The 24,102-nt window shown below is 71.7% G+C and carries 21 protein-coding genes; 10 read left to right on the top strand and 11 right to left on the bottom strand.

Annotated elements, in window-relative coordinates; genetic code table 11:
- Positions 1-264 precede the first annotated feature (264 nt).
- Positions 265-1,011 (top strand): phosphoglyceromutase, encoded by a 747-nt coding sequence (locus tag M4486_RS19035; protein WP_249478887.1) that lies wholly within the window; start codon positions 265-267, stop codon positions 1,009-1,011.
- 165 nt (positions 1,012-1,176) lie between these two features.
- Positions 1,177-1,791 carry a C39 family peptidase gene (locus M4486_RS19030; RefSeq protein ID WP_249478886.1) on the top strand — a complete coding sequence of 205 codons (615 nt, stop codon included), beginning with the start codon at positions 1,177-1,179 and terminating at the stop codon, positions 1,789-1,791.
- A 33-nt stretch (positions 1,792-1,824) separates the two neighbouring features.
- On the opposite strand, the gene M4486_RS19025 is transcribed toward M4486_RS19030, so the two are convergent.
- Positions 1,825-3,495 carry a helicase HerA-like domain-containing protein gene (locus M4486_RS19025; protein ID WP_249478885.1) on the bottom strand — a complete coding sequence of 557 codons (1,671 nt, stop codon included), beginning with the start codon at positions 3,493-3,495 and terminating at the stop codon, positions 1,825-1,827.
- Between the two features lie 62 nt (positions 3,496-3,557).
- Between M4486_RS19025 and M4486_RS19020 the strand changes: the two genes are divergently transcribed.
- On the top strand, positions 3,558-4,595 hold the full coding sequence (locus M4486_RS19020; protein ID WP_249478884.1) for an acyltransferase domain-containing protein: 1,038 nt from the start codon (positions 3,558-3,560) through the stop codon (positions 4,593-4,595).
- 75 nt (positions 4,596-4,670) lie between these two features.
- On the opposite strand, the gene M4486_RS19015 is transcribed toward M4486_RS19020, so the two are convergent.
- Positions 4,671-5,417, bottom strand: a complete 747-nt coding sequence (locus tag M4486_RS19015; protein ID WP_249478883.1) for a TetR/AcrR family transcriptional regulator — start codon at positions 5,415-5,417, stop codon at positions 4,671-4,673.
- 172 nt (positions 5,418-5,589) lie between these two features.
- Here M4486_RS19015 and M4486_RS19010 point away from each other — a divergent pair, with 172 nt between their 5' ends.
- Together M4486_RS19010 and M4486_RS19005 are read left to right on the top strand one after the other, a co-directional pair.
- Positions 5,590-7,488 (top strand): MDR family MFS transporter, encoded by a 1,899-nt coding sequence (locus tag M4486_RS19010; protein ID WP_283257948.1) that lies wholly within the window; start codon positions 5,590-5,592, stop codon positions 7,486-7,488.
- Positions 7,489-7,705: 217 nt separating this feature from the next.
- Positions 7,706-8,860: a GNAT family N-acetyltransferase gene (locus M4486_RS19005; RefSeq protein WP_249478882.1), complete on the top strand. Its 1,155-nt coding sequence runs from the start codon at positions 7,706-7,708 to the stop codon at positions 8,858-8,860.
- Positions 8,861-8,943: 83 nt separating this feature from the next.
- On the opposite strand, the gene guaA is transcribed toward M4486_RS19005, so the two are convergent.
- From guaA to M4486_RS18990, 3 genes are read right to left on the bottom strand one after another with little or no spacing between them, the layout of a single operon-like run.
- Positions 8,944-10,536, bottom strand: a complete 1,593-nt coding sequence (guaA, locus tag M4486_RS19000; protein WP_249478881.1) for a glutamine-hydrolyzing GMP synthase — start codon at positions 10,534-10,536, stop codon at positions 8,944-8,946.
- Between the two features lie 9 nt (positions 10,537-10,545).
- Positions 10,546-11,028: a DUF3817 domain-containing protein gene (locus M4486_RS18995; protein ID WP_249478880.1), complete on the bottom strand. Its 483-nt coding sequence runs from the start codon at positions 11,026-11,028 to the stop codon at positions 10,546-10,548.
- A complete protein-coding gene (locus M4486_RS18990) occupies positions 11,003-11,929 on the bottom strand; it encodes an SURF1 family protein (RefSeq protein ID WP_249478879.1) in 927 nt (308 codons plus the stop codon). Before M4486_RS18990 ends, M4486_RS18995 begins: the two co-directional genes overlap by 26 nt.
- A 118-nt stretch (positions 11,930-12,047) precedes the next feature.
- Here M4486_RS18990 and pta point away from each other — a divergent pair, with 118 nt between their 5' ends.
- The 3 genes from pta to M4486_RS18975 are packed head-to-tail and all read left to right on the top strand — an operon-like array spanning position 12,048 to position 16,176.
- Positions 12,048-14,207 carry a phosphate acetyltransferase gene (pta, locus tag M4486_RS18985; RefSeq protein WP_283257947.1) on the top strand — a complete coding sequence of 720 codons (2,160 nt, stop codon included), beginning with the start codon at positions 12,048-12,050 and terminating at the stop codon, positions 14,205-14,207.
- Positions 14,204-15,481 carry an acetate kinase gene (locus M4486_RS18980; protein ID WP_249478878.1) on the top strand — a complete coding sequence of 426 codons (1,278 nt, stop codon included), beginning with the start codon at positions 14,204-14,206 and terminating at the stop codon, positions 15,479-15,481. Before pta ends, M4486_RS18980 begins: the two co-directional genes overlap by 4 nt.
- Before the next feature lie 59 nt (positions 15,482-15,540).
- On the top strand, positions 15,541-16,176 hold the full coding sequence (locus M4486_RS18975; protein WP_249478877.1) for a hypothetical protein: 636 nt from the start codon (positions 15,541-15,543) through the stop codon (positions 16,174-16,176).
- 57 nt (positions 16,177-16,233) lie between these two features.
- Here M4486_RS18975 and M4486_RS18970 read toward each other — a convergent pair whose 3' ends face one another.
- The 3 genes from M4486_RS18970 to M4486_RS18960 all read right to left on the bottom strand — a co-directional run bounded on the left by M4486_RS18970 (position 16,234) and on the right by M4486_RS18960 (position 18,915).
- Positions 16,234-16,887: a biliverdin-producing heme oxygenase gene (locus M4486_RS18970; RefSeq protein WP_249478876.1), complete on the bottom strand. Its 654-nt coding sequence runs from the start codon at positions 16,885-16,887 to the stop codon at positions 16,234-16,236.
- A gap of 182 nt (positions 16,888-17,069) precedes the next feature.
- Positions 17,070-18,182 carry a GuaB3 family IMP dehydrogenase-related protein gene (locus M4486_RS18965; RefSeq protein WP_249478875.1) on the bottom strand — a complete coding sequence of 371 codons (1,113 nt, stop codon included), beginning with the start codon at positions 18,180-18,182 and terminating at the stop codon, positions 17,070-17,072.
- Between the two features lie 25 nt (positions 18,183-18,207).
- Entirely contained in the window at positions 18,208-18,915 is a 708-nt protein-coding gene (locus M4486_RS18960; RefSeq protein WP_249478874.1) for an exonuclease domain-containing protein, read from the bottom strand.
- A 104-nt stretch (positions 18,916-19,019) separates the two neighbouring features.
- Here M4486_RS18960 and M4486_RS18955 point away from each other — a divergent pair, with 104 nt between their 5' ends.
- The gene (locus tag M4486_RS18955; protein ID WP_249478873.1) at positions 19,020-19,445 is read left to right on the top strand and encodes a VOC family protein; all 426 of its coding nucleotides are present in this window, start codon (positions 19,020-19,022) and stop codon (positions 19,443-19,445) included.
- Positions 19,446-19,482: 37 nt separating this feature from the next.
- Here M4486_RS18955 and guaB read toward each other — a convergent pair whose 3' ends face one another.
- The 3 genes from guaB to M4486_RS18940 all read right to left on the bottom strand — a co-directional run bounded on the left by guaB (position 19,483) and on the right by M4486_RS18940 (position 23,411).
- Positions 19,483-20,982: an IMP dehydrogenase gene (guaB, locus tag M4486_RS18950; protein ID WP_249478872.1), complete on the bottom strand. Its 1,500-nt coding sequence runs from the start codon at positions 20,980-20,982 to the stop codon at positions 19,483-19,485.
- A gap of 102 nt (positions 20,983-21,084) precedes the next feature.
- Positions 21,085-22,287, bottom strand: coding sequence for an ABC-2 transporter permease (locus M4486_RS18945; protein WP_249478871.1), 1,203 nt, complete (start codon positions 22,285-22,287; stop codon positions 21,085-21,087).
- Entirely contained in the window at positions 22,284-23,411 is a 1,128-nt protein-coding gene (locus M4486_RS18940; RefSeq protein WP_249478870.1) for an ABC transporter permease, read from the bottom strand. Before M4486_RS18940 ends, M4486_RS18945 begins: the two co-directional genes overlap by 4 nt.
- 76 nt (positions 23,412-23,487) lie before the next feature.
- Here M4486_RS18940 and M4486_RS18935 point away from each other — a divergent pair, with 76 nt between their 5' ends.
- On the top strand, positions 23,488-24,096 hold the full coding sequence (locus M4486_RS18935; RefSeq protein WP_249478869.1) for a TetR/AcrR family transcriptional regulator: 609 nt from the start codon (positions 23,488-23,490) through the stop codon (positions 24,094-24,096).
- Positions 24,097-24,102 lie beyond the last annotated feature (6 nt).

Raw genomic sequence — 24,102 nt, 5'->3', positions numbered from 1 at the left:
CCGACGCGGTCGGCACCGTCGGAGCGCGGCACGGCGGTCTCGCCGTGGCATCGCGCGCGGAGCAGGCAGGGCGGCGGATGGTGCTCGCGGCCCGTGCGGCGCTGCGGTCGGCATCGTCCGGGCGCCCGGTCCTTCCATGCTAGGGACCTGGGATGCTCCTGCAAAATTCCGGAGAGCAAGCAGACACGGCGCCCGACACCGCGCGGGACGTCCACGCCCGGGCCGCGCGAGACCGCCGTCGGGGCCGTGGATTAGTCTGGTCGCATGACCTACACACTCGTGCTGCTCCGCCACGGCGAGAGCGAATGGAACGCGAAGAACCTGTTCACCGGCTGGGTCGACGTGCCCCTGTCGGAGTCCGGAAAGGCCGAGGCGACCGCCGGCGGCGAGCTGCTGGCCCGCGAGGGCGTGCTGCCCGACGTCGTCCACACCTCGCTGCTGCGTCGCGCGATCATGACCGCGAACCTGTCGCTGGACGCGGCCGACCGCCACTGGATCCCGGTGCGCCGCGACTGGCGGCTGAACGAGCGCCACTACGGCGCGCTGCAGGGTCTGGACAAGGCGGAGATCCGCGAGAAGTACGGCGAGGAGCAGTTCATGGCATGGCGCCGCTCCTACGACGTGCCGCCGCCCGAGATCGAGTTCGGCACCGAGTTCAGCCAGGACCAGGACCCCCGTTACGCGGACCTGGGCGACCAGCTCCCCCACACCGAGTGCCTCAAGGACGTCGTCGAGCGCTTCCTGCCGTACTGGGAGGAGGGCATCAAGCCCGATCTGCGCGACGGGAGGACGGTCCTGGTGGCCGCCCACGGCAACTCGCTGCGCGCCCTGGTCAAGCACCTCGACGGCATCAGCGACGAGGAGATCGCGGGGCTGAACATCCCCACCGGTCAGCCGCTGGTCTACGAGCTCGACGAGAGCTTCCGGCCCGTCGAGAAGGGCGGACGCTACCTCGACCCGGTCGCCGCGAAGGCCGCCGCCGAGGCCGTCGCCAACCAGGGCAAGAAGTGAGCGGTCTGCCCGACATCTCGCGCTGAGCACGCGCGGAGCGCGGCCCGGATCGCACGCGGCGCCCATGGGGAGTTCTCCCCATGGGCGCCGCGGCGCTTCCGGCCTAGCGTGGGTGTGCGCCACGTCATACCGAGGCGCGCATCCCACCCCTCGAAGGAGACTCCGATGCTCGATCGACGAACCCTTCTGCACCGCGCCGGGCTCAGCGCCCTCGCCCTCTCCGGCATCGCCGCCGCAGCTCCCGTCGCCTCCGCCGCGACCTCGAAGAACCTGCCCACGACCTGGCAGCAGCAGGAGACGGTCTACTGGTGCGGGCCGACGGCCGTGGCCGTCGCCCTGAGCGCTCTCGGGGACGCGCCCTCCCCCGCCGCCCTCGCCGACGAGCTCGGCACCACGCAGGCGGGCACGAACTTCGGCGCGGTCTCCCCGGTCCTGACCGCGCACTCCCCCGGCGCCGCCTACCGCGACCAGTGGATGGAGTCCACCACGGCCAGCGAGGCCGATGCCGATCTGCTGTGGGAGCGCGCGACAGCGAACGTCGACGACGGCTTCGCGACCGTGCTCAACTGGTGGGTGATGCCCGGCGAATACCCCGATTGGGGCGGGAACACCGGCGAGATCTTCCACTTCGTCGCCGTCGACGGCTACGACCCCGACGAGCGCACCCTGAGGATCGCCGACCCCGCGGGCACGACCCTCTCCGCCGACCTCCCGCAGCACCACCAGCTGCCCGTGCAGCAGGTCGCGACCTACTGCGCGGGCAGGGGCTACTTCTGGTGATCCGCGGCGGGTGGCCGGCTCGTCCGCCTCGGCTCAGCGCCGGCGGCGGGTCCCGAACAGCGACCGAGTGATCTCGCGGCCGAGCACCGTCCCGGCCGAGCGGATGAAGGACTTCACCGCGGGGTTGCCCATGAAGCCCTCGTCCTTCTTCCCGCTCTGCTTCCCGTCGTGCTTCCCGTCCTTCGACGGCTTCTCCGCCGTCGTCCCCTGTCCCGCGGGGGCCGACGGTGCTGGCGCGGGACCCGCGCCCTGGCCGCCGGCCGCAGTGCCCTGCGCCCCGGCCTGGGCCGCCTGCTCGTCGCGCTTGCCGAGGATCTCGTAGGCCGACTCGCGGTCGACGACCTCGGTGTAGGGCACGAGCGGGGAGGCGGCGACGATCTTCTCGAGCTCCTCCTTCGGCGCCGGATCCATCGAGGACTCGGGCGCGCGCACCGCGGTGACGGCCACCGGTGTCGGCGCACCGTCCTCGCTCATCACGGTCACCACGGCCTCGCCTGTCCTCAGCGAGGGGATGACCTCGACGAGGTCGTAGTCGCTGGTCGGGAAGGTGGAGGCCGTCGCCTTGAGGGCCTTCGCATCGTCCGGCGTATAGGCGCGCAGGGCGTGCTGGACGCGGTTGCCGAGCTGCGCGAGGACGTCCCCGGGCACGTCCTTCGGGGTCTGGGTGATGAAGAAGATGCCCACGCCCTTGGAGCGGATGAGGCGGACGGTCTGGACGACCTGCTCGAGGAAGGCCTTCGAGGCGTCCTTGAACAGCAGGTGCGCCTCGTCGAAGAAGAACACTAGCTTGGGCTTGTCCGCGTCCCCGACCTCGGGGAGATCCTGGTAGAGGTCCGCGAGCAGCCACATCATGAACGTCGAGAACAGGGTGGGGCGGGTGGCCACGTCGGGCAGCTCGAGGCAGGAGATGATGCCGGTGCCGTCGGAGGCGGTGCGCAGCAGGTCCTGGGTGTCGAAGGCGGGCTCGCCGAAGAAGACGTCGGCCCCGGAGTTCTCGAACTCGGTGAGCTCGCGCAGGATCACCCCGGCGGTCGCGGCGGAGACGCCGCCGATGCCCTTGAGCTCCTGCTTGCCCTCGTCGTCGGCCGTGAGGAACTGGATGAGCGCGCGCAGGTCCTTGAGGTCGAGCAGGCCCAGGCCCTTGGTGTCCGCGTAGTGGAAGATGAGCCCGAGCGAGGACTCCTGGGTGTCGTTCAGGCCCAGGGTCTTGGACATCAGCACGGGCCCGAAGTCGCTCACGGTGGTGCGGATGGGGATGCCCGTCCCCTGCCCGCCGAGGGTGAGGATCTCCGAGGTCCCCGCGCGGGAGGTCCACTCCTGGCCGCGGGCGGCGGCGCGCGCGCTGAGCTTCTCGCTCGCCGTGCCCGGGACCGCGATGCCCGAGAGGTCGCCCTTCATGTCCGCGACGAACACCGGGGTGCCCGCGGCGGCGATCTGCTCGGCGATGACCTGCAAGGTCTTGGTCTTGCCTGTGCCGGTCGCGCCGGCGATGAGGCCGTGGCGGTTGAGCATGCCCAGCGCGAGGTTCACGGGCACCTGCGGATCGGGCTCGCCGTCCCTCACGAGAACGCCCAGGTGGATCTGCGTGCCCTCGAAGTCGTAGGCGTCGCGCACAGCGGTCGCCTTCTCGTCGAGCGCAGCGGCCGGCGCGTCCGACGCGGCTGCGGGATCGGGGGCGGGGGTGGTCGCGGACTCGTCGGTCATGGATCCTCCTCGAAGCGTCATGATCGCCACGATCGTAGCCGGAGGGCACGTAGGCTTCCTGCGTGACCCGCACCGATGCGCACCCCTCCGTCCCCGGCCGCTCCGAGTCCGACGCCGAGCGCGGAGCCCTGCCCGAGGGATACCTGCCGACGGGCGTCGCCGCGACCGGCGCACTCACCGAGGACGAGGTCACCCGTGCACTCACCGCGGACGACCGTGACGCCCTGCTCGAGCGCCTGGGCATCACCGACCAGGACCACGAGGAGCTCTCGGCGCTGATCCCCCGCGCCCTCGCGGTGCCCGAGGTCCTCGCCGCGATCACCCGCACCGCGCACCTGCTGCGCGCGTCGGCCGGTCTCGACGCGCCCGCCGCACCGCTCGCGGACCTCGCCGAGGCGCACAACGCCCTCCAGCAGCCGCTCGCCCCCGGCGAGGGGCTCATCGCGATCCTCGCCCACGTGGTCTCCACCGACACGGTGCGCACCTGGCACGCCCGGCGCAGGCTCTCGGAGGCGCAGTCCTGGCATGTGCTCTCCGACCTCGGCCAGCAGATGCGCGTGCACCGGGCCAGCAGCCACGGTCGACTGGGCCTGCATCAGGTCTCCTGGACCGCGATGAACTGGTGCGGCAGGCTCGTCCATCTCGGGCGCCTGCAGTTCGATCTGCATCGCTCGGCGGCCGACGGCCGATGGATCATCGGCGTGCACATCCCGGCGACCGGTCCCCTGGACCCCGCCGACGTCGAGGCGAGCTTCGAGGCCGCGAGCGCGTACTTCCCGGAGGCCTATCCCGATCTCGTCGCCGCCGCGCCCGCGGGCGCCGCCGCCTTCGGCCGCGAGTTCGAATGCCATTCGTGGCTCATGAACCGGGTGCTCGTGGACTCCCTGGGCACGGACTCGAACATCGGCGCCTTCGTGGACCGCTTCGAGATCCTCGAGAACAGCCGCGACGACGACGGCGCCGCGTTCTTCGTGTTCAGCGCGCGCCCTCCGTACGATCCCGCGGCGCTGCCGCGACGGAGCCGGCTCGAGCGCGAGGTCGGCGGGCGTCTGGCCGACGGACGGGGCTGGGAGTCGGGGCGCGGACACCTGGTCCGTTGAACCTGCTGAATCGGCGGAGTCCGCTCGATCGGCGGAGTCCGCCGGATCGGCTGCGTCCGCTGAGCGGCGGCCCGCTCAGCTCGCGATGCGGCGGGTCCCCACCACGTGCGAGACGTGGTCGAACTCCTCGAGGACCGTCGTGCCCCGTGCCATCGACAGGGAGAACGCGCTGCGGGAGACGGCGAATCCGAGCTGCACCGCGATGACCGCGCGCTCGTAGAGCTGCGGGTCCTCCGCGGCGCCGCCCGCGAAGCTCTCCACGTCCTCGCCGATGAGCTCCTCCGCCTGCTCCTGCGTGAGCGGGCCGACGCGCACGCGGCGCTCGAAGGCGGCGATCAGCGCCGACTGCATGTGCGCCGTGCGCCCCGCGCTCACCGCGTGGAGGCTCGGTTCGCGGTGCAGCACGCGCTTCTTCAGCTCGCGCAGCCCGAGGTCCGCATCGGCCGTGCGGATGATCTGCCGCAGCACCTCGCGCAGCGCCTGCTCCGGCGTCGCCTCGGGGCTCACCGTCAGCAGGGCGCGCCACGACTCGTCGGGGCCGAGGACCGGCAGACCCAGGACCGCGGACTCCTTCGACGCCCAGTGGTTGAAGAAGGTGCGGGGCGAGATCCCCGCGCGCTCGGCGATCATCTCGACGGTGACGCTGTCCAGACCGTGCTCGGCGACGAGCTCGAGGGCGGCGCGGTGCATGTCGGCGCGCGCCTGGCGCTTCTTGCGCTCGCGCAGCCCGCATTCGGGGGCGAGCTCCGGGCCTCGCCGCGGGTCTCCTGAGGGGATGGAGCCGGTGCTGGTGCCCGGCTCGGTGTCTGGCGCGCTGCTCACGGAGCGACCGTAGCCCACCTCACGAGAAAAGTGCAGTGACTGCAATTGTGCAGTGACTGCAATCGCAGTAGTGTTGACCGGTCGAAGCTCGATGGAGCGCTCCGGCCACTCCGCGTGCGCGGTTCTGCGCACCCGCCGTCACCGATCGCCCCTTCTGGACTCAGGAGAATTCTTGACCTCCACCACGTCATCCGCGCCCAGCACCCGCAGCGGGCCCCGCGGCGGAACCGAGCAGGCCTTCACCGGGCTCGACCGGGCCGGCAAGCTCGTCTTCGCCGGTCTCATGCTCGGCATGCTCGTCGCCTCCCTCTCCCAGACCATCGTCGGCCCGGCGATGCCCCGCATCGTCGCCGAGCTTGGCGGACTCGACCACTACAACTGGATCGCGACCGCCGCGATGCTGGTCTCCGCCGTCGCGGTCCCCATCGTCGGCAAGCTCTCCGACCTCTACGGGCGCCGCTGGTTCTACCTCGCGGGCCTCGCGGTCTTCATGATCGGCTCGATCCTCGCGGGCATGTCCACGAACTTCTGGTTCCTGGTCTTCGCCCGCGCCGTGCAGGGCCTGGGCATGGGCACGCTGATGCCGCTGTCGCAGACCATCATCGGCGACATCATCCCGCCCCGACAGCGCGGCAAGTACCAGGGCCTGATGGGCGCCGTGTTCGGCGTCTCCTCGGTGGTGGGCCCGCTCGTCGGCGGCTCGATCACCGACAGCTTCGGCTGGCGCTGGCTGTTCTACCTGACCCTGCCCATCGGCATCCTGGCCTTCATCTTCATCTTCAAGTTCCTGCACCTCGAGCACACCGCCAAGAGCGGCAAGGTCGACATGCTGGGCATGATCACGCTGACCCCGGCGCTCGTGGTGGGCCTGCTGGCGACCACCTGGGGCGGCACCTCCTACGAGTGGTCCTCCCCCGTGATCATCGGGATGTACGCGGTCGCGGCCGCGCTGCTCGTGGCCTTCGTGATCATCGAGAACAAGGTCGCCGAGCCGCTGCTGCCGATGCACATGCTGGCCCGCCCGATCATCGCCCTCTCGGTCGCCGCGTCCTTCGCGATCGCCGTGGCCATGTTCGGCGCGATCATCTACATCCCCGTCTACGCGCAGGGCGTCCTGGGGGTCTCCGCCACGAACTCCGGCGCGATCCTCATCCCGCTCTCCGTCGCGATGATCCTCACCTCGATCGTCGTCGGCATCCTGATCTCCAAGCTCGGCAACTACAAGGTCTTCCTGGTCGCCGGCGGGATCGTGCTGGTGATCGGCTACTACCTGCTGCAGAGCATGCAGTACGGCGACTCGCAGTGGCACCTCACGCTCGCCATGGTCGTGATCGGCCTGGGCCTGGGCCTGTGCATGCAGGTCTACACGCTCGTGGTCCAGAACGCCGTGCCGCAGCACGAGCTGGGCGTCGCCACCTCGGCCGTGCAGTTCTTCCGCAACATGGGCTCCACGATCGGCACCGCGGTGCTGGGCACCGTGATGAGCGCGCAGATGGCCACCGCCATCCAGGACAAGATCTCCGCACTGCCGAAGCAGGAACTCGCCGAGCTCGCGAAGATGCAGGCCAGCGGTGGCGGCGTCGAGTCCTCGGACCTCGAGAGCTCCGTGCTGGACCCCTCGAAGCTCGAGAAGCTGCCCGACTTCCTCGCCGACGCGATCCGCAGCGGCATGGGCGATGCGATGCACGACGTGTTCCTCACCGCGGTGCCCTTCGTGATCGCCGCACTGCTGCTCTCGCTGTTCATCAAGCAGCTGCCGCTGCGCGACACCCTCCACGTGGCCGACGAGCCCGGCACCACGACCGGCCAGTTCGCCGCGGTCGGCGGCTCGGGTCCGCTCGCGGAGTCCTCGGTCCACGACGAGGAGGAGCCGGAGATCGCGTCCGACGCACCGGCGGCACGGGGCGCCGAGACCGCGCCGAGCGCCGGGTCCGCGCAGGCCGGGTCCGCGCAGGCTGGTCCTGAGGAGTCCGCCGAGAGCGCGACGCCGGCCGCGGAGTCCGAGCCCGCGCATCACCAGACGCACCGCGCCGACGGCCCCCCGCAGCACGGTCGTCACGCCGAGCGCTGATCCCCCACCGGCGCCGACGCGCCGCGCATCAGATGAGGCCCCGCACCACGAGATGGTGCGGGGCCTCGTCGCTGTCCGGTCTCCCCGGGCTCTGCGGTCCCCGGGGCCCCCGGGGTCTCCGGGGTCTCCGTGGCCGACGCGCCCCGCGGCGCGAGGTCGGGGCGCCGCGGGTCGGCACCCGACCTCGAGCCCGCGCGGTACGTGGGACCATGGACGGGTGCTGCTGAGCGACCACGTCCCGCCCCGTCTGCCCGAGATCCCCGGCCTCCGCCTCGCCTCGCGCGTGCCCATGGAGGCCGACGTCGAACCCGTCGCCGCGCTCCTCGGCGCGGCCCAGGACGCCGTGGACCCCGATGCCGCGCCCATCGACGTCGACCACCTGCGCTCGCAGATGGTGGGCCTGCGCTCCTGGTCCCGGCGGCAGGTGGTGATCGTGCCGGCGGAGCCCGACGGCACGATCCGCGCCGACGCCCTGCCGATCGCCTGGATCGCCCTGGAGGACCGGGCGCAGGGCCGCACGGACCTGCAGAGCGTGATCGCTGCGGACGCGCCCGCCCGGGACGAGCTCAGCGCCGCGCTGATCGCCTGGGCCGTCGAGGTCGCCGGCTCCTTCGCCCGCCACCGCGGGGTCGACTCCACGCAGCTGAGCGTCGACATCGACGAGCGCGACGCCGATCGCGCCGCCCAGCTCGCCGCCGGGGGCCTCGAGAAGGTCCGCACCTGGCTGCACATGCGCCGCGGCGTGCTCGCCCAGGAGGCCGACTCCCTGCCGGGTCCCCGCCCCGGGGTCCGCGTGCGCTCCGTGCACCTGCACCCCTCGGGGCTGCCCGTCGCCCAGGACGTGCGCAGCGTGCACCGCATGCTCGAGGAGTCCTTCGCCGACCACTTCAGCTCGTACCGCGAGTCCTTCGCCGAGTTCTCGCAGCGGCTCGTGGAGTCCCCCGAGGAGGCCGACTGGGACCTGTGGTGGATCGCGGAGATCGACCACGACGGGGACGGCGCCTGGCTGCCCGCCGGCGGGCTCGTCGCCTCGACGCGTCCCGCGCACGAGACCGGCCACGGCCGCGTCGGTGAGGGCACCTACCTCGACTACCTGGGGGTGCACCGCTCCGCCCGTGGGCACGGCGTCGCCAAGGCGCTGCTGCGCGCGGCGATCGCCGATGCGGCGCGCCGCGGCCGCGACCACGTGGACCTCGAGGTGGACGCGGACTCCCCCACCAGCGCCGACGGCCTCTACAGGTCCATGGGCTGGGAGACGTTCGAGCGCACGCAGTCCTGGCACCGGGACGTGCCGCCCCACCCCTCCCGGCTCCTGGAGCCCGAGCAGGCACAGGAGCAGGCACAGGAGCAGACGCAGACGCAGACGGCGTAGTCGACACGGAGACGCGCAGCGGGGGCCGTCGATCGCTCGACGGCCCCCGCTCGCGCCCGCTCAGCCCGTGACGGGCCTCGGGCTCACTCCCACTCGATCGTCCCCGGCGGCTTGCTGGTGACATCGAGGGTGACGCGGTTGATCTCCGCGACCTCGTTGGTGATGCGGGTGGAGATCCGGCCCAGCACCTCGTAGGGCAGCTTGGCCCAATCCGCGGTCATGGCGTCGTCGCTGGTCACGGGGCGCAGCACGATCGGGTGGCCGTAGGTGCGACCGTCGCCCTGGACTCCCACGGAGCGGACGTCGGCCAGCAGCACCACGGGGCACTGCCAGATCTCGCGGTCGAGCCCGGCCGCGGTCATCTCCTCGCGGGCGATGGCGTCGGCCCGGCGCAGCACGTCCAGGCGGTCCTTGGTCACCTCGCCGATGATGCGGATGCCCAGGCCGGGCCCGGGGAAGGGCTGGCGCCAGACGATCCCGTCGGGCAGGCCCAGCTCGGAGCCGACGGCCCGCACCTCGTCCTTGAACAGGGCGCGCAGGGGCTCGACGAGCTCGAAGGAGAGATCCTCGGGCAGGCCGCCCACGTTGTGGTGGCTCTTGATGTTCGCCGCGCCCTCGCCGCCGCCGGACTCGACGACGTCGGGGTAGAGCGTTCCCTGGACCAGGAACGCCTTCGCCTCGGCGTGGCCCGCCGCGTCGATGACGCCGCGCTCGCGCAGGATGTCCGCCTGGGCGCGCTCGAAGGTGCGGATGAACTCGCGGCCGATGATCTTGCGCTTCTTCTCAGGGTCGGTGACCCCGGCGAGCGCGGAGAGGAACTGCTCCTCGGCGTCGACCACGATGAGCTTCGCGCCGCCGGTGGACTCGCCGAAGGCCTTCTCGATCTGCTCGGACTCGTTCAGGCGCATGAGCCCGTGGTCCACGTACACGCAGGTGAGCCGGTCCCCGATGGCCTTCTGGACGAGGGCCGCGGCGACCGCGGAGTCCACGCCGCCCGAGAGCGCGCAGATCGCGGTGCCCTCGCCGATCTGGGTGCGGATCCGCTCGACCTGCTCCTCGATGACGCTGCCGGTGGTCCACTCGGGGGTGATCCCGGCGCCGCGGTAGAGGAAGTTCTCGAGGACCTCCTGGCCGCGGTCGGAGTGGCCGACCTCCGGGTGCCACTGCACGCCGTAGAGGTGCTTCTCGGGGTGCTCGAAGGCGGCGACCGGCGAGGCCGAGGACGTCGCGACGACGCGGAAGCCGGTGGGCGCGGCGGTGACGGAGTCGCCGTGGCTCATCCACACGTTCTGCTCGGTGTCCTGCTCGCGCAGGAGCTCGCTCGCGGAGTCCACGGCCTCCAGGCGGGTCGCGCCGTACTCGCGCACGCCCGTCGGGGCGACGGTCCCGTCGAGCGCGGCGGCCATGGACTGGAACCCGTAGCACAGGCCGAGCACGGGCACGCCCGCCTCGAGCAGCGCGGGGTCCAGGCCCGGGGCTCCCTCGGCGTAGACCGAGGAGGGCCCGCCGGAGAGGATGATCGCGCGGGGCTCCTTGGCGAGGATGTCCGCGGTCGAGGCGGTGTGCGGGACGATCTCGGAGTAGACCTGGGCCTCGCGGACGCGGCGCGCGATCAGCTGCGCGTACTGGGCGCCGAAGTCGACGACGAGGACGGGTCGGGCGTCGGTATCTGTCACCGGATCAGTCTACTTTCCGTCGGCGGGGCTCTGCCCCGGGGTGTCCGTGCCATCGGGTGCGGTGCCGGCCGGGCCGGCCGCGCCGGCGCCGTCCTGGCCGTCGGTGTCCTGGAGCGTGGGCCGGCGCCGCAGGTCCTCCTCCATCGAGGAGTGCAGGAAGCGCTCCCCGAAGAAGGAGAGCACGGGGATGACGCCGAAGAACATGATGAGCACCATGCGCGGCAGCTTCCAGCGCATCTTGTTCCACATGTCGAAGCCGAGGATCACGTAGATCATGTAGATCACGCCGTGGATCGGCGACCAGCGGCTGCTGATCGTGGACCAGAGATCCGAGGTGGAGTCCCACCACGGGTCGCCGCCGTAGACGCCGTAGCGCATGATCATGATCCCCACGAGGATCAGCAGGGCGATGCCCTCCGCGATCGCGGCCCAGCGGAAGCGGGCGAAGGATGCGCGGGCGGTCACCTCATCGAGCGGGCGCGGAGTCTGCACCTGTCTCTCCCTCGGTTGTCGGGTCGGCCTGCGAGGGGCCGACGGTCTGGTCGGCCGGGGTGCGGTCGACGGGGCTGGCGGGCTCCCCGGGAGGGCTCTGCTGCTCCCCCGCGAGCCGGGACTGCATCTGCTCGCGCTTCTCGGCGAGCTCGTCGAGATGAGCGGTGCGCACGGAGCGCCACCACAGGTAGAGGAAGAAGCCGCCGAACAGCACCCACTGCAGGGCGTAGCCGAGGTTCTGCCAGTTCAGTCCGGAGGAGAACTGGGACTCGGCCTTGGGCAGGCCGTTCAGCCCGTCCTGCGAGGAGCCGACGGCGACGTACCCGGCGTACATCGGCGAGCCCCACTCGTTGATGAGCAGCGGGGTCGCGATCTCCTGGGCGATGCCGTCCTCGAGGCCGTTGGTCGCGGCCTCGCTCGCCTCGAGCCGACCGTTCACGCTCACCTCGCCCGTGGGCGGCGCGGGAGCGAGCGAGGGGTCGACCTCGCCGTCGTCGCCGGTCACCTGCTTCTCGGGGATCCAGCCGCGCGCGACGGGCAGCAGGGCGTCGTCCGAGCCGGCCGTGCCGTCGGCCCCCGAGCCCGTCTTCACGTGCAGGGCGGTCACCACGATCACGGCGTCCTCGCCGTCGATGCGGCGGCCGGGGACGAGCACCTGCTGGTCGGGGTCGTAGGTGCCGCTCGCGTCGACGATGCCGCCGGCGATCTCGTTGGTGACGGCCTTGCCGGGCTCGAGCACGTCGGCGATCTGGCCCAGCGTGCGGTCCTCGCCGGTCTGCTGGGTGAGTGCGCGGTGCGCCCGGTCCCACTGCCAGGTGGCCAGCAGGCCGCAGACGAGCGTCGCCACCACCATGAGGGCGAGCAGCCCCAGGAACCGGGGACGGAGGGCGACGCGGAGCACGCGACCATGGTAGGCGGCGCCCCCGTGCGCGAGCCGGGAGCGCGGGCCCGGACGTGACGCGCGTCCCCAGGATCGCCGGTCCCTGGGATCCGAGGGAAGGTGCACCTATCCTGGTCGGGTGTCGCACAGCGTGTATGTCGCCAGTCCGGAGGGCATGACCGGGAAGTCGAGCGTCGCGCTCGGCCTCCTCGAGGCCCTCGCCGCCCGCTCCGATCGAGTCGGGGTGTTCCGACCCGTCTTCAAGGCCGAGAGCGCGGGGCCGGAGGGGCCCCGGGCCGACGGCTCGAGGCCGGCGGGCTCCCGCGAGCATCGGGACTACTCGGTCGACCTGCTGACCTCCCATCCGGCCGTCGACCAGAGCTACGAGGAGGCGCTCGGCGTCGACTCGCGCCGGGCCCTCGCCGATCCGGACGCCGCGCAGGAGGAGATCCTCGCGAAGTACCACGAGCTCGCGCAGCGCTATTCGGCGCTCGTCGTGCTCGGCTCGGACTACGACGACATGGCGAACCCCACCGAGCTCGCCTTCAACGCCGAGGTCGCCGCGAACCTCTCGGCCCCCGTCGTCATCGTGGTCTCGGGACTGGACCGAACGCCCGATCAGGTCGCGGCGCTCGCGCAGGTCAGCGTGCAGGAGTTCGCCTCCCACCACGCGATGCCGATCGCGCTGGTCGCGAACCGCAGCGACCCCGAGCAGCTCGAGGCGACCCGCGAGGCCGTCTCCGCGCGACTGCCCGCGGGCGTGGTCGTCGCCGCGATCCCGGAGAACCCGGTGATCATGGCGCCCACCGTGCAGGCGCTCAAGGATGCGGTCGGCGGCACCCTGGTCCAGGGCAATCCCGAGTGGCTGGGACGCGTGGCCCTGGGCAACCTGGTCGCGGCGATGAGCCTGCCCAACGTGCTGCGGCGCCTCACGGAGAACTGCACGGTGATCGCCCCCGGCGACCGCTACGACCTGCTGCCGGGGCTGTTCCTCGCCCAGCAGTCGGGCACGTTCCCGGCCCTCAGCTCGATCGTGCTGACCGGCGGCTACGAGATCCCGAGCGAGGTCACCCGCCTGATCGAGGGCGTGCAGCAGGACCTTCCGATCATCGCCACCGAGGACTCGACCTACGAGGCCGCGGTCGCGATCGCCGGCACCCATGGCCGCCTCACCGCCGACAGCCCGCAGAAGCTCGACGCGGCGCGCCGCGCGGTCGCCGAGCACCTGCCCATGGAGGAGCTGCTGGAGACCCTGGACGTGACCCGCAGCGACGTGGTCACCCCGATGATGTTCGAGTTCGAGCTGCTCGCGCGCGCACGCGACGAGAAGAAGACGATCGTGTTGCCCGAGGGCGACGAGCCGCGGATCCTCGCGGCGGCCGCGGCCATCCTGGCCCGCGGCGTCGCGGACCTGGTCCTGCTGGGCGAGGAGACCACGATCCGCTCGCGCGCCGCGCAGCTGGGCCACGACATCTCCGAGGCCACCGTGATCTCCCCGCACGATCCGGAGCTCGTGGAGCGGTTCGCCGCCGAGTACGCGCGTCTGCGCGCGAAGAAGGGCGTGACCCTCGAGCAGGCCCGGGAGAAGGTCCAGGACGTCTCCTACTTCGGCACCATGATGGTGCAGCTCGGCACGGCGGACGGCATGGTCTCCGGCGCCGTCCACTCCACGGCCCACACGATCCGCCCGAGCTTCGAGATCATCAAGACCAAGCCGGGCGCGAAGATCGTCTCCTCGGTGTTCCTCATGGCGCTTCAGGACCGCGTGCTCGTCTACGGCGACTGCGCGGTGAACCCCGACCCCACGGCCGTGCAGCTCGCGGACATCGCCGTGCAGTCCGCGGAGACCGCCCGCCAGTTCGGCGTCGACCCCCGCGTCGCGATGCTGTCCTACTCCACGGGCAGCTCGGGCACCGGTGCCGACGTCGACAAGGTCCGCGAGGCGACCGCCGCGGTCCGCTCCCAGCACCCGGACCTGGATGTGGAGGGGCCCATCCAGTACGACGCGGCCGTGGACGCCTCCGTCGCGAAGACGAAGCTGCCGGACTCGGCCGTCGCGGGACGCGCGACGGTGTTCGTCTTCCCCGACCTGAACACGGGCAACAACACCTACAAGGCGGTGCAGCGCTCGGCCGGCGCGATCGCCATCGGCCCCGTTCTGCAGGGCCTGAACAAGCCGGTCAACGACCTCTCCCGCGGAGCGCTCGTGGACGACATCATCAACACGGTCGTGATCACCGCGATCCAGGCGCAGGCCGCGGATCAGTCCGGCACGACCCCCACCCAGGAGGACGCATGAGCACCCCCAGCACCCCCGACGCTCCCGGTTCCTCCGATGCCGCCGAGCTCGGCCCGGACGCCCCGTCCGCGGGCACCTCGACCGTGCTCGTGGTGAACTCGGGCTCCTCGTCCCTGAAGTTCCAGCTGCTCGACCCGCTCGCGGGCGAGGTCTTCGCCTCGGGCATCATCGAGCGCATCGGCCTGGACCAGGGCATGGGCCGCATCACCGCGGGCGAGGCGTACGGCGCGCACCAGGGCGAGGTCCCGGACCACGTGGTGGCCATGCAGATCGTCATGGAGCTGTTCGACCAGGTGGGGCTGGCCCTCGAGGATGCGCACGTGGTCGCCGTCGGGCACCGCGTCGTCCAGGGCGGGGCGCGCTTCTCCGCGCCCACGCCCATCGACTCCTGGGTGCGCGACCAGATCGCCGACCTCAGCTCGCTCGCGCCGCTGCACAACCCGCCGGCCGTCGACGGCATCGACGCGGCGCGGCGCATGCTCCCGGACATCCCGCACGTGGCCGTGTTCGACACCGCCTTCTTCGCGGACCTGCCCGCGGCCTCCCGCACCTACGCGCTGAACAAGGGCGTCGCGGACGAGTACCGGATCCGTCGCTACGGCGCCCACGGCACGAGCCACCAGTACGTCTCGAAGAAAGTCACCGAGCTGCTGACCTCCGAGGGGACGGACGCATCGGGCCTCCGCCAGGTCGTGCTGCACCTGGGCAACGGCGCCTCCGCCTCCGCGGTCGCCGACGGCGCACCCGTCGACACCTCGATGGGCCTCACCCCGCTCGAGGGCCTGGTCATGGGCACCCGCACGGGCGACATCGACCCGGCCGTCTTCGTGCATCTGCACCGCAGCGCGGGCATGAGCGTCGAGGACATCGACACCCTGCTCAACAAGCGCTCGGGCATGCAGGGCCTGTGCGGCATGAGCGACTTCCGCGACATCACCCAGGCGATCCGCAACGGCGACGAGACCGCGGAGCTCGCCATGCAGGTCTACGTGCACCGTCTGCGCAAGTACCTGGGCTCCTACGCCTTCGCGCTCGGCGGACTGGACGTCATCGCGTTCACCGCCGGCATCGGCGAGAACGTGCCCGAGGTCCGCGAGCGCACCCTCGCCGGTCTCGCGGGCTTCGGCATCGTCCTGGACCGCGAGCGCAACGCCGAGCGAGCACCAGGCATCCGCACGATCTCGACCGACGACTCCCCCGTGCGCGTCCTCATCGTCCCCACCGACGAGGAGCTCGAGATCGCCCAGCAGACCCTCGCCGTCGCGCGGGGCTGACGCGTCCCGCGCCCGATCCTCCTCCCCCTCTCCCCTCCTCACCTCCTGAAAGGGTCACCATGACCGTCCCGCCCCCTGCCTACGGCCCCGCGAGCCCGTACCCCTCCGAGTCCGCCTACCAGGCGCCCCCGAAGAAGCGCGGGCTGAAGCGCATCATCTTCGGCGCGCTCGGCATCGTCGCGAACCTCATCGGGCTGGTCGTGATGCCGCTCGTCGCCGCAGTGATCGTGGCAGTCGTCGTCGTGACGAACGTCGATGCCACCTCGCTCGGGTCCGAGAGCGGGAGCGTCAAGGCGTCCGGCATGTCCATGTACTACGTGTACGTGCCCACCGAGGAGGCCGACGCGGCCACGTGCTCCGTGTCCGGCGGCGACACGTCCATGGACAGCACCTCGGGCGAAGGGATGACGTCCACGGTCGACGGCGCCTCGTACACCGCCGTGGGCACGTTCAACGTCTCGGGCGACCAGACCGTGCAGGTCTCCTGCGAGGGCGCCAGCGACGTGGCCGTCGCGGACGTCGGGATGACCGGCGTCCTGATCGCCGCGGGCGTCGGCTTCGGCATCCCGATCCTGCTCGGCATCATCGCGCTGATCCTGCTCATCTGGGGCATCGTCGCGCGCGTGCGCTCCTCCCGGCAGATCCGCGAGCACATGCAGCAGCACCAGCAGTTCCAGGGGTACCAGCAGCACTGATCCCCGTGGAGAGCCCGTTCCGTCGGCCGGCAGGATCAGCCCGTCGGCCGACGGTGATCAGCGCGGGTCGAGCGCCGCGAACAGGGCGCCGGCGAGCCGGTAGCCCTCGCGCGCCTCGGCGAGGAACTCCTCCTGCACGGCGGGATCGGTGATGTCGTCCAGGCGCGCGCGGTAGGCGTCCTTCACGCGCTTCGGTGCGTCGATCTCCGAGAAGTCCCACATGGTCAGCTGCTCGCGCGGCACGGCGTAGTGCCGCGCGACGAGCGCGCCGATGGCCTGCCCGCCCGAGAGGTCGCCGAGGTAGCGCAGGTAATGGTGCGCGAGCAGCGCGGGCACGGAGGCGCTGCGGATCCGCTCGGCATAGGCGGCGGTCGCAGGCAGCGGCGCGGTGAGTGAGACGCCGTCGACCACGGGGGCGGCGGCGCCGAAGCGCGCGGCGAGGTCTGCGCGGATCGCCTCGGCGCGGGCGAGGCGCGGAACCTGGAACGACGCGGCGAGCGCGGAGCGCGCTGCGGCCGTCTCGATCGCCTCCTCGAGCGCGTTATAGAGCGGGAGGTACTGGCCCAGCAGGCGCCAGTAGTCGAGCTCCCCCAGCTCACCGCCCATGAGCGCGGTGATGAAGCCCTTGCTCTCGGCGTCCGAGTGCTCGGCGCGCGTGGCGTCGCGCAGGCGCTGAGCGAAGGGCGCGGCGGGGGTGTCCAGAGCTGTCATCGTCGTCTCCCGGGGGTGCATGCCACTTCGTTCTGACGTGGCGTCAGGACAAGTGGACCACGAGCGACGACCGGATGCAAGGGCACCCTTACCCGCTGGACAGGTTCGACGGGGTGCCAGGTGCCATAGCGCCGCAGCCGGGGACGACGCGTTCGCCGACGCCCGGCACCTCGGGACCGGGATCAGCGGGTGGTGACGACCTCGATGCGCTGGAACTCCTTGAGCTCCGTGTAGCCGGTGGTCGCCATGGCGTGACGCAGGGCGCCCACGAGGTTCGTGGTGCCCTCGGCGCTCAGGCCCGGGCCGAAGAGGATCTGGTCCAGCGGCGCGACGGTGCTGACCTCCACGCGGTGACCGCGCGGCAGCGTCGGGTGGTGCGCCTCGCTCCCCCAGTGGTAGCCACGGCCGGGGGCCTCCTCGGCGCGCGCGAGGGCCGCGCCGACCATCAGGCCGTCGGCCCCGCAGGCGATCGCCTTGACGAGGTCGCCGCTGCGGCCCAGGCCGCCGTCGGCGATGACGTGCACGTAGCGGCCGCCGGACTCGTCCATGTAGTCGCGGCGCGCGGCGGCCACATCGGCCACGGCGGTCGCGAGAGGCACCTGGATGCCGAGGGTCTCGCGGGTGGTGTGGGAGGCGCCGCCGCCGAAGCCGACGAGCACGCCCGCGGCGCCCGTGCGCATGAGGTGCAGGGCCGCGGTGTAGGTCGCGCAGCCGCCCACGATGACGGGGACGTCCAGCTCGTAGATGAAGCGCTTGAGGTTCAGCGGCTCGCGCCCCGAGGAGACGTGCTCCGCCGAGACGGTCGTGCCGCGGATGAAGAAGAGGTCCACGCCCGCGTCGACGACGGTGCGCCAGTGCTCCTGCGTGCGCTGCGGCGAGAGGGAGCCCGCGGCAGTGACCCCGGCCTCGCGCAGCTGACGGATGCGCTCGGTGATCAGCTCAGGCTTGATCGGCTCCTCGTAGGCCTCGCGGAGGACGCCGACGACCTCCTCCTCCTCGCTCGCCGAGGTGATGCGGTCCAGCTGGGGAGTCGGATCCTCGTAGCGGGTCCACAGGCCCTCGAGGTCGAGCACGCCCAGACCACCGGCGCGGCCCAGGGCGATCGCGACCTCCGGGGAGACGACCGAGTCCATGGGGGCCGAGAAAATCGGGATGTCGAAGTGGTAGGCGTCCACCTGCCAGGCGGTGGAGACGTCCTCGGGGTCGCGGGTGCGCCGGGAGGGCACCACCGCGACGTCGTCGAAGCTGTATCCGCGGCGTCCCCGCTTGTTCCGGCCGATCTCGATCTCGCTCATCACCATGACAGTCTACCGGGGCTCCTCACAGCGGCCAGCTCAGCGGCACGTCGGGCGTCTTGCCCTTCTTCTGCAGGAACTCGTTGAAGTTCTTCGCCCAGTCCAGGTGCCAGGTGATCTGCTGCTGGTGCAGCTCGGCGAGGGTCGTCCCGCCCAGCTGCGGGAAGGCGGCGACCTGGGCGCGCAGCACGTCGAGCGTGCCGGAGACGTCCACATCGGCCGTGTGCAGCCTGCCGTCGGTGACCACGCCGTAGTGCTCCATGAGGGCGCTCAGGGTGCGCTTGCCCTTGCGGAAGCGGTCCACGCCGCGGTCGATGACCAGCGGGTCGAGCATCGGGGCGACGTCGTGCCCGAGTCGCTCGGCGAGGGTGGGCAGCCCCAGACGACGCAGCTCGTTCTCGAGGATCTGGAGGTCGAAGCTGCCGTTGAAGGCGATGAGCGGGACCTCCTTCGCGAGCGCCTCGGCCAGCATGCTCGCAACCTCCTCGAGCGCGGGCGCGGGCTGCATGCCGTGCTCGCGCGCGTGCTCGGTGGAGATGCCGTGCACCTTCCGGGCGGGCTCGGGGATCTCGACTCCTGGGTCGATCAGCCAGGTCGCGATGGTCTCGTTCTCGCGCCCCGGACCGGCGGAGTGGACGAGTGCCGCGGTGACGATGCGGTCCTGCGCGACGTCGGTCCCGGTGGTCTCGGTGTCGAAGCCCAGCAGCGGGGCCTGCGTCCAGGGGATGCTCATGGCGACCACCCTATGCGCGCTCCCCGACGTCCGAGACCGCGCCGTCGGGGCTGTGGACGACAGGTATGCGGGGAGGACGGGCGCGAGGCGTAGGGTCGGTCCGCATGAACGCTCCTGCGCCCTACCTGCACTTCCCCGGCACCGCCCGCGAGGCCCTGGAGTTCTACCAGGGGGTCTTCGGCGGCGAGCTCAGCGCGCACACCGCCGCCGAGATGGGCCGCGAGGACCTGCCGGGCGACGCCATCGCCCACGCGCAGCTGCGCGGCCCGGTCGCGCTGTACGCCTCGGATTCCGCGGGCGACGCCCCGCTGCGGCTCGAGGGCCTCATGCTCGCCCTGCTGGGCGCGGCGGACCCCACGACCCTGCGCACGTGGTTCGCGCATCTCGCGGCCGACGGCGAGGTCGTCGAGGATCTGCAGCGGCGCCCGTGGGGAGCGTCCGACGGGCAGGTCCGGGATCGTTTCGGCGTGCTCTGGCTGATCGGCTACGAGCACAGCGGCGACACGGACCCCGCCGCGCGCGCCGAGTAGTCGGTCGACGACCGACTGGTCGGTCGGCCCGCCGGGCTCAGTGCGCCGAGTAGTTCGGCGCCTCCATGATCGCGGCCATGTCGTGGGGGTGGGACTCCTTGAGACCGGCTGGGGTGATGCGCACGAACTGGCCGTTCTCCTTGAGCTCGCCCACGGTGTTCGCGCCCACGTAGAACATGGACTGGTGCAGGCCGCCCGCGAGCTGATGCAGCACGGTGCCGAGCTTGCCGCGGTAGGAGACGCGCCCTTCGATGCCCTCGGGGACGATCTTGTCGTCGCTCTCGACGTCTGCCTGGAAGTAGCGGTCCTTCGAGAAGGACTTCTTGCCGCGCGAGGCCATCGCGCCGAGCGAGCCCATGCCCCGGTAGGACTTGAACTGCTTGCCGCCCACCAGCACGATCTCGCCCGGGGACTCCTCGGTGCCGGCCAGCAGCGAGCCCAGCATGACGGTGTCCGCGCCCGCGACGAGGGCCTTTGCGATGTCGCCCGAGTACTGGAGGCCGCCGTCGCCGATCAGCGGGACGCCCGCGGGCTTCGTGGCCTTGGAGGCCTCGTGGATCGCGGTGACCTGCGGCACCCCGACGCCCGCGACCACGCGCGTGGTGCAGATGGAGCCGGGACCGACGCCGACCTTGACCGCGTCGGCCCCCGCGTCGACGAGCGCCTGCGCGCCCGGGCGCGTGGCGACGTTGCCGCCGATGACCTGGACGCCGGCGAAGGCCGGGTCGCTCTTGATGCGACGGATCATCTCGAGGGCGAGGCGCGCGTGGCCGTTCGCGGTGTCGACGACGAGCACGTCGACCCCGGCCTCGGTGAGGGCGCCCGCACGCTCGAGGGAGTCGCCGAAGAAGCCGACGCCGGCGCCGACCAGCAGTCGGCCCTGGGCGTCCTTCGAGGCGTCGGGGAACTGCTCGGACTTCACGAAGTCCTTGACGGTGATGAGGCCGGTCAGGCGGCCCTCGGCGTCGACGAGCGGGAGGCGCTCGCGCTTGTTGCGGCGCAGCCGGGCGGTCGCCTCCTCCTGGGAGACGTCGCTGGGCGCGGTGAACAGCTCGGTGGTCATCACGTCGCGCACGCGGGTGCCCGCCCAGTCGGCGACGGGGATGAAGCGCAGGTCGCGGTTGGTGCAGATGCCCAGCAGGCGCTCGTCGGCGTCGACCACGGGGAGGCCGGAGACGCGGTACTGGCCGCAGATCTCGTCGAACTGCTCGAGCGTCGCGTCGGGGCCGATGGTGACCGGGTTGGAGATGCGGCCGGTCTGGGTGCGCTTGACGAGGTCGACCTGGTGGGCCTGGTCCTCGATGGAGAGGTTGCGGTGGAGGATGCCGATGCCGCCGTGGCGGGCCATCGCGATCGCCATCCGCGACTCGGTGACGGTGTCCATGGCGGCGCTCGCGAGAGGCACGCGCAGGGTGATCTCGCGGGTGAGCCGGCTCGAGGTGTCCACCTCGGAGGGGATCACATCCGTCTCGCCCGGCAGCAGCAGGACGTCGTCATAGGTCAGGCCGACAAAACCGAAGGGGTCCGCACTCGTCATGCACCGATGCTACTCGGGGGTCCGGGGGCACCGGCAGGGCGCTGGGACGTGGGACGGGCCACGCCCTGCGCCCTGCCGATGAGGCTGGGCCGCGCTGTCCGCTCAGGCCGCCGCGGCGCCGACGGCGAGCGCGGTGCTCGTCTCCTCCTGCTCGGTGAGCATGGCGAAGAGGTGCCGCCGCTTCTGCCGGAGGGTTCCCAGTGCCGCGAGCAGGACGCCGCCCACCATCCAGGCGAGCAGCACGAGCACCGGCACCGTGAGGGAGGCGTCGTCGAAGTAGAGGGCATCGCGCACGCCGGAGATCCCCTGTGCGGAGAAGATCCATGTGTGCATGCCCCGGTAGAAGCCGCCGATCATGTCGAGGGGCGCGGCGACCCCGGAGCTCGACATGCCGAGCAGGGGGATCAGCAGGATCGCGATCGGCATCGCCGCGGGCCCCATGCTCAGCATGAGCCCGCTGGTCACGGCGCAGGCCGTGAGGCTCAGCAGGAAGAGCATCACCCAGGGCATGATCGCGACGCCGCTGAAGATCCCGAAGACCGCCCAGCCGTAGACGATCATCCCGGTGGCGAACACCGCGGGCATCACGACCCCCAGTGCCAGGCGGACCTTCGACCCCGTGGGCATGAGGCTCAGGATGATGCCCGTCATGAAGCCCCCCAGGATGGTGCCGAGGGAGAGGTACAGGGCTGCCGTGCCCGACGGGTCGTGGTCCTCGAGCGGGACGACGTCGCGCTCCGTCGGCTTCTGGTCCTGCTGCTGGGCGACCTTGTCGAAGAAGCTCGTGACGGCCCCGGTGACCTGTCGTCCGTTCGCGCCGGCGTAGTAGACGACGCCCTTCTCCGGGTCGTAGGCCCCGCGCAGATCGTGCTCGGCGATCTGCGTCTTCGCCGCGTCGACCGAGGCCACGCGCGTGACGTCGAAGGAGTTCCCCGAGGAGTCCTGGAGGTTCGTGACGAGGTCGTCGGCCGCGGAGGCGGAGCCGATCACCGCGACCTCCATGTGCCGCGGCGAGCTGTGGGTGGTCATGCCGGTCATGACCATCGGCATCACGAAGAGCATGAACAGCGGGAGCAGCATGCCGACCGTGAGCATGCGCCGTGTCGTGAGCCTCCGATCGACCGGCGGCCCGGGCTTCTTGGTCGGGTCGCTCATCGCGCCGATGGCCGAGGCGGCCGGCGCGGAGGAGAGCCGCTCCAGCAGGGTGCCGCGCGGGGGCGTGCTGTCCTGGGCACGGTCGCCCATCGGTGCCTCGTTCCTGGGCTCCCCGTTCTCGGGGGCCTCGTGGGTGCCTGTCTCGTTCATGCCAGTCCCTCCTCGGGGGCGCGATGGCGGGGCGCCTGGGGCGCGTGCTCGGTCCGGTCCTGCGCCTCGTCGTACGCGGTGAACATGCCGCCCTCCGGGTGCGCGCGCAGGTGCTCGCGCTCCTCGGTGACGACGCTCGTGGCCGGATCGGCCGACGGCGAGCGCAGGGTGCCCAGCCAGACCAGGCCCGCGCCCACGAGCAGCCAGGTGACCAGGAGCAGCACCCAGGTGCCGATGCCGTGGGCGTCGAAGTAGAGCACCCGCCGAAGCAGCTCGCCGCCCGCGCCCGAGGGCAGCAGGCGATGCAGGACGCGGAAGAACCCGGGGAGCATGTCGGGTGTGGCGGCGACCCCCGAGGCGGGCACCCCGAGGATCACGAAGAGGCTGATCCCGACGAGCGTCGACGCCTGACCGAGCAGACCCGCGAATCCCAGCTGGACGACGGAGGCGGTGAGGAACAGGGCGCCGCCGATGAGCGCGGCGCCGACGAGGTGGTGGTCGTAGACGCCGTAGAAGCCGAAGCACACTCCCGCGGTGAGCACACCGGCGACCACGGACATGAGCACCTGCACGGCGAGCTTCACGGGCAGGCGGACGCCGCGGGCGACGCTCGTGAGCATGGTGGCGGTGACGTAGCCGGCCACGAGGCACGCGGTGAGCATGTACATGAAGCCGGTGCCGGTGGAGTCGGCGGCGGTGGTCCCGCGCAGATCCTTGACGTGGAGGGTCTGGTCGGTCTTCTGGGCGACCTCGTCGAAGATGCTCTGCGCCGCGCTCGTGGCCTGGGCGCCGCCGGCGGTGGCGACGTAGAGGCTGCCGTTCGAGGGGTCGTAGGCGGCGCGGGCCTCGAGGTCGGTGACGGCGGTCTTCGCCGCGGCTGTGTCGGCCACGGTGGTGACGTCGACGGCGTCCCCTCCCTCGGCCTGCAGCTGCTGGGCGATCTGAGGAGCGTCCTTCGTGCTCTCGACGACCGCGAGCTGCATGTGGTCGGGAGCGGGCTCGAGCATCGCCGAGAGGTACGAGCCGGGGTAGGCGAAGGCCATGAAGACCGGGAAGAGCATCGCCATGAGGATCATGGGCAGCGGGGCGCGTCGAGCGGCGCCCGCGAGTGATGGCATGGACATGACTGCGATCTTTTACAGTCGTCACCCTGCTTGACAACTGTAAGTGAATGTCCTCACGCGCTGGTAGCCTGGGGCGATGGACAGCAGCGAGGGGCCCGCACCCACGGGCCGAGGCGAGGCGGGCCGCGCCGTCGAGGATGCGCGCGTACTGCGCTCACGGACCGCGGTGAAGGACGCCTTCGAGGCGCTCTCGCGCGAGCAGGGCCTCGAGACGATCTCGATCTCCCAGCTGTGCAAGGCCGCGGGGATCTCGCGGCCCACCTTCTACCAGCACTTCGCAGACATCGACGACGTCTACGCGTCCGTGGTGCGCGATCGCCTCGAGGCGGGCGAGCGGAGATTCCTGCAGGAGGCCCCGGACGAGGACCCGCTCGAGCACATCCTCGAGCGCCTGAGGCAGGGCGAGATCGAGGCGTCGCCCGCGCTCGATGCGCGCGAGGCGCTCCCCCGCGCGCGCTCGGTCGTCTTCGACTGGCTGTGCGAGCGCGTGACCCGCAGCGTGATCGGCGCCGAGCCCGTCGACCTCGATCCCGTCCAGCGCCGCAGGATCGAGTTCGCCGTCGGCGGGCTGATGGCCGTGCTCGGCACGCGCTATCTCCGCGCCGACGGGGCCATGGAGTCCCCTGAGGAGGCGGCCGTCGTGCGCGAGGCCATGGGCGCGGTGCTGAGCCCGCTGCGGCCCTGAGCGCGC

The sequence above is a fragment of the Brachybacterium kimchii genome, from assembly GCF_023373525.1.
Classification (GTDB): Bacteria; Actinomycetota; Actinomycetes; order Actinomycetales; family Dermabacteraceae; genus Brachybacterium; species Brachybacterium kimchii.
Note: the sequence above shows the minus strand (reverse complement) of the source record. Positions and strands in the feature narration are given on the sequence as shown.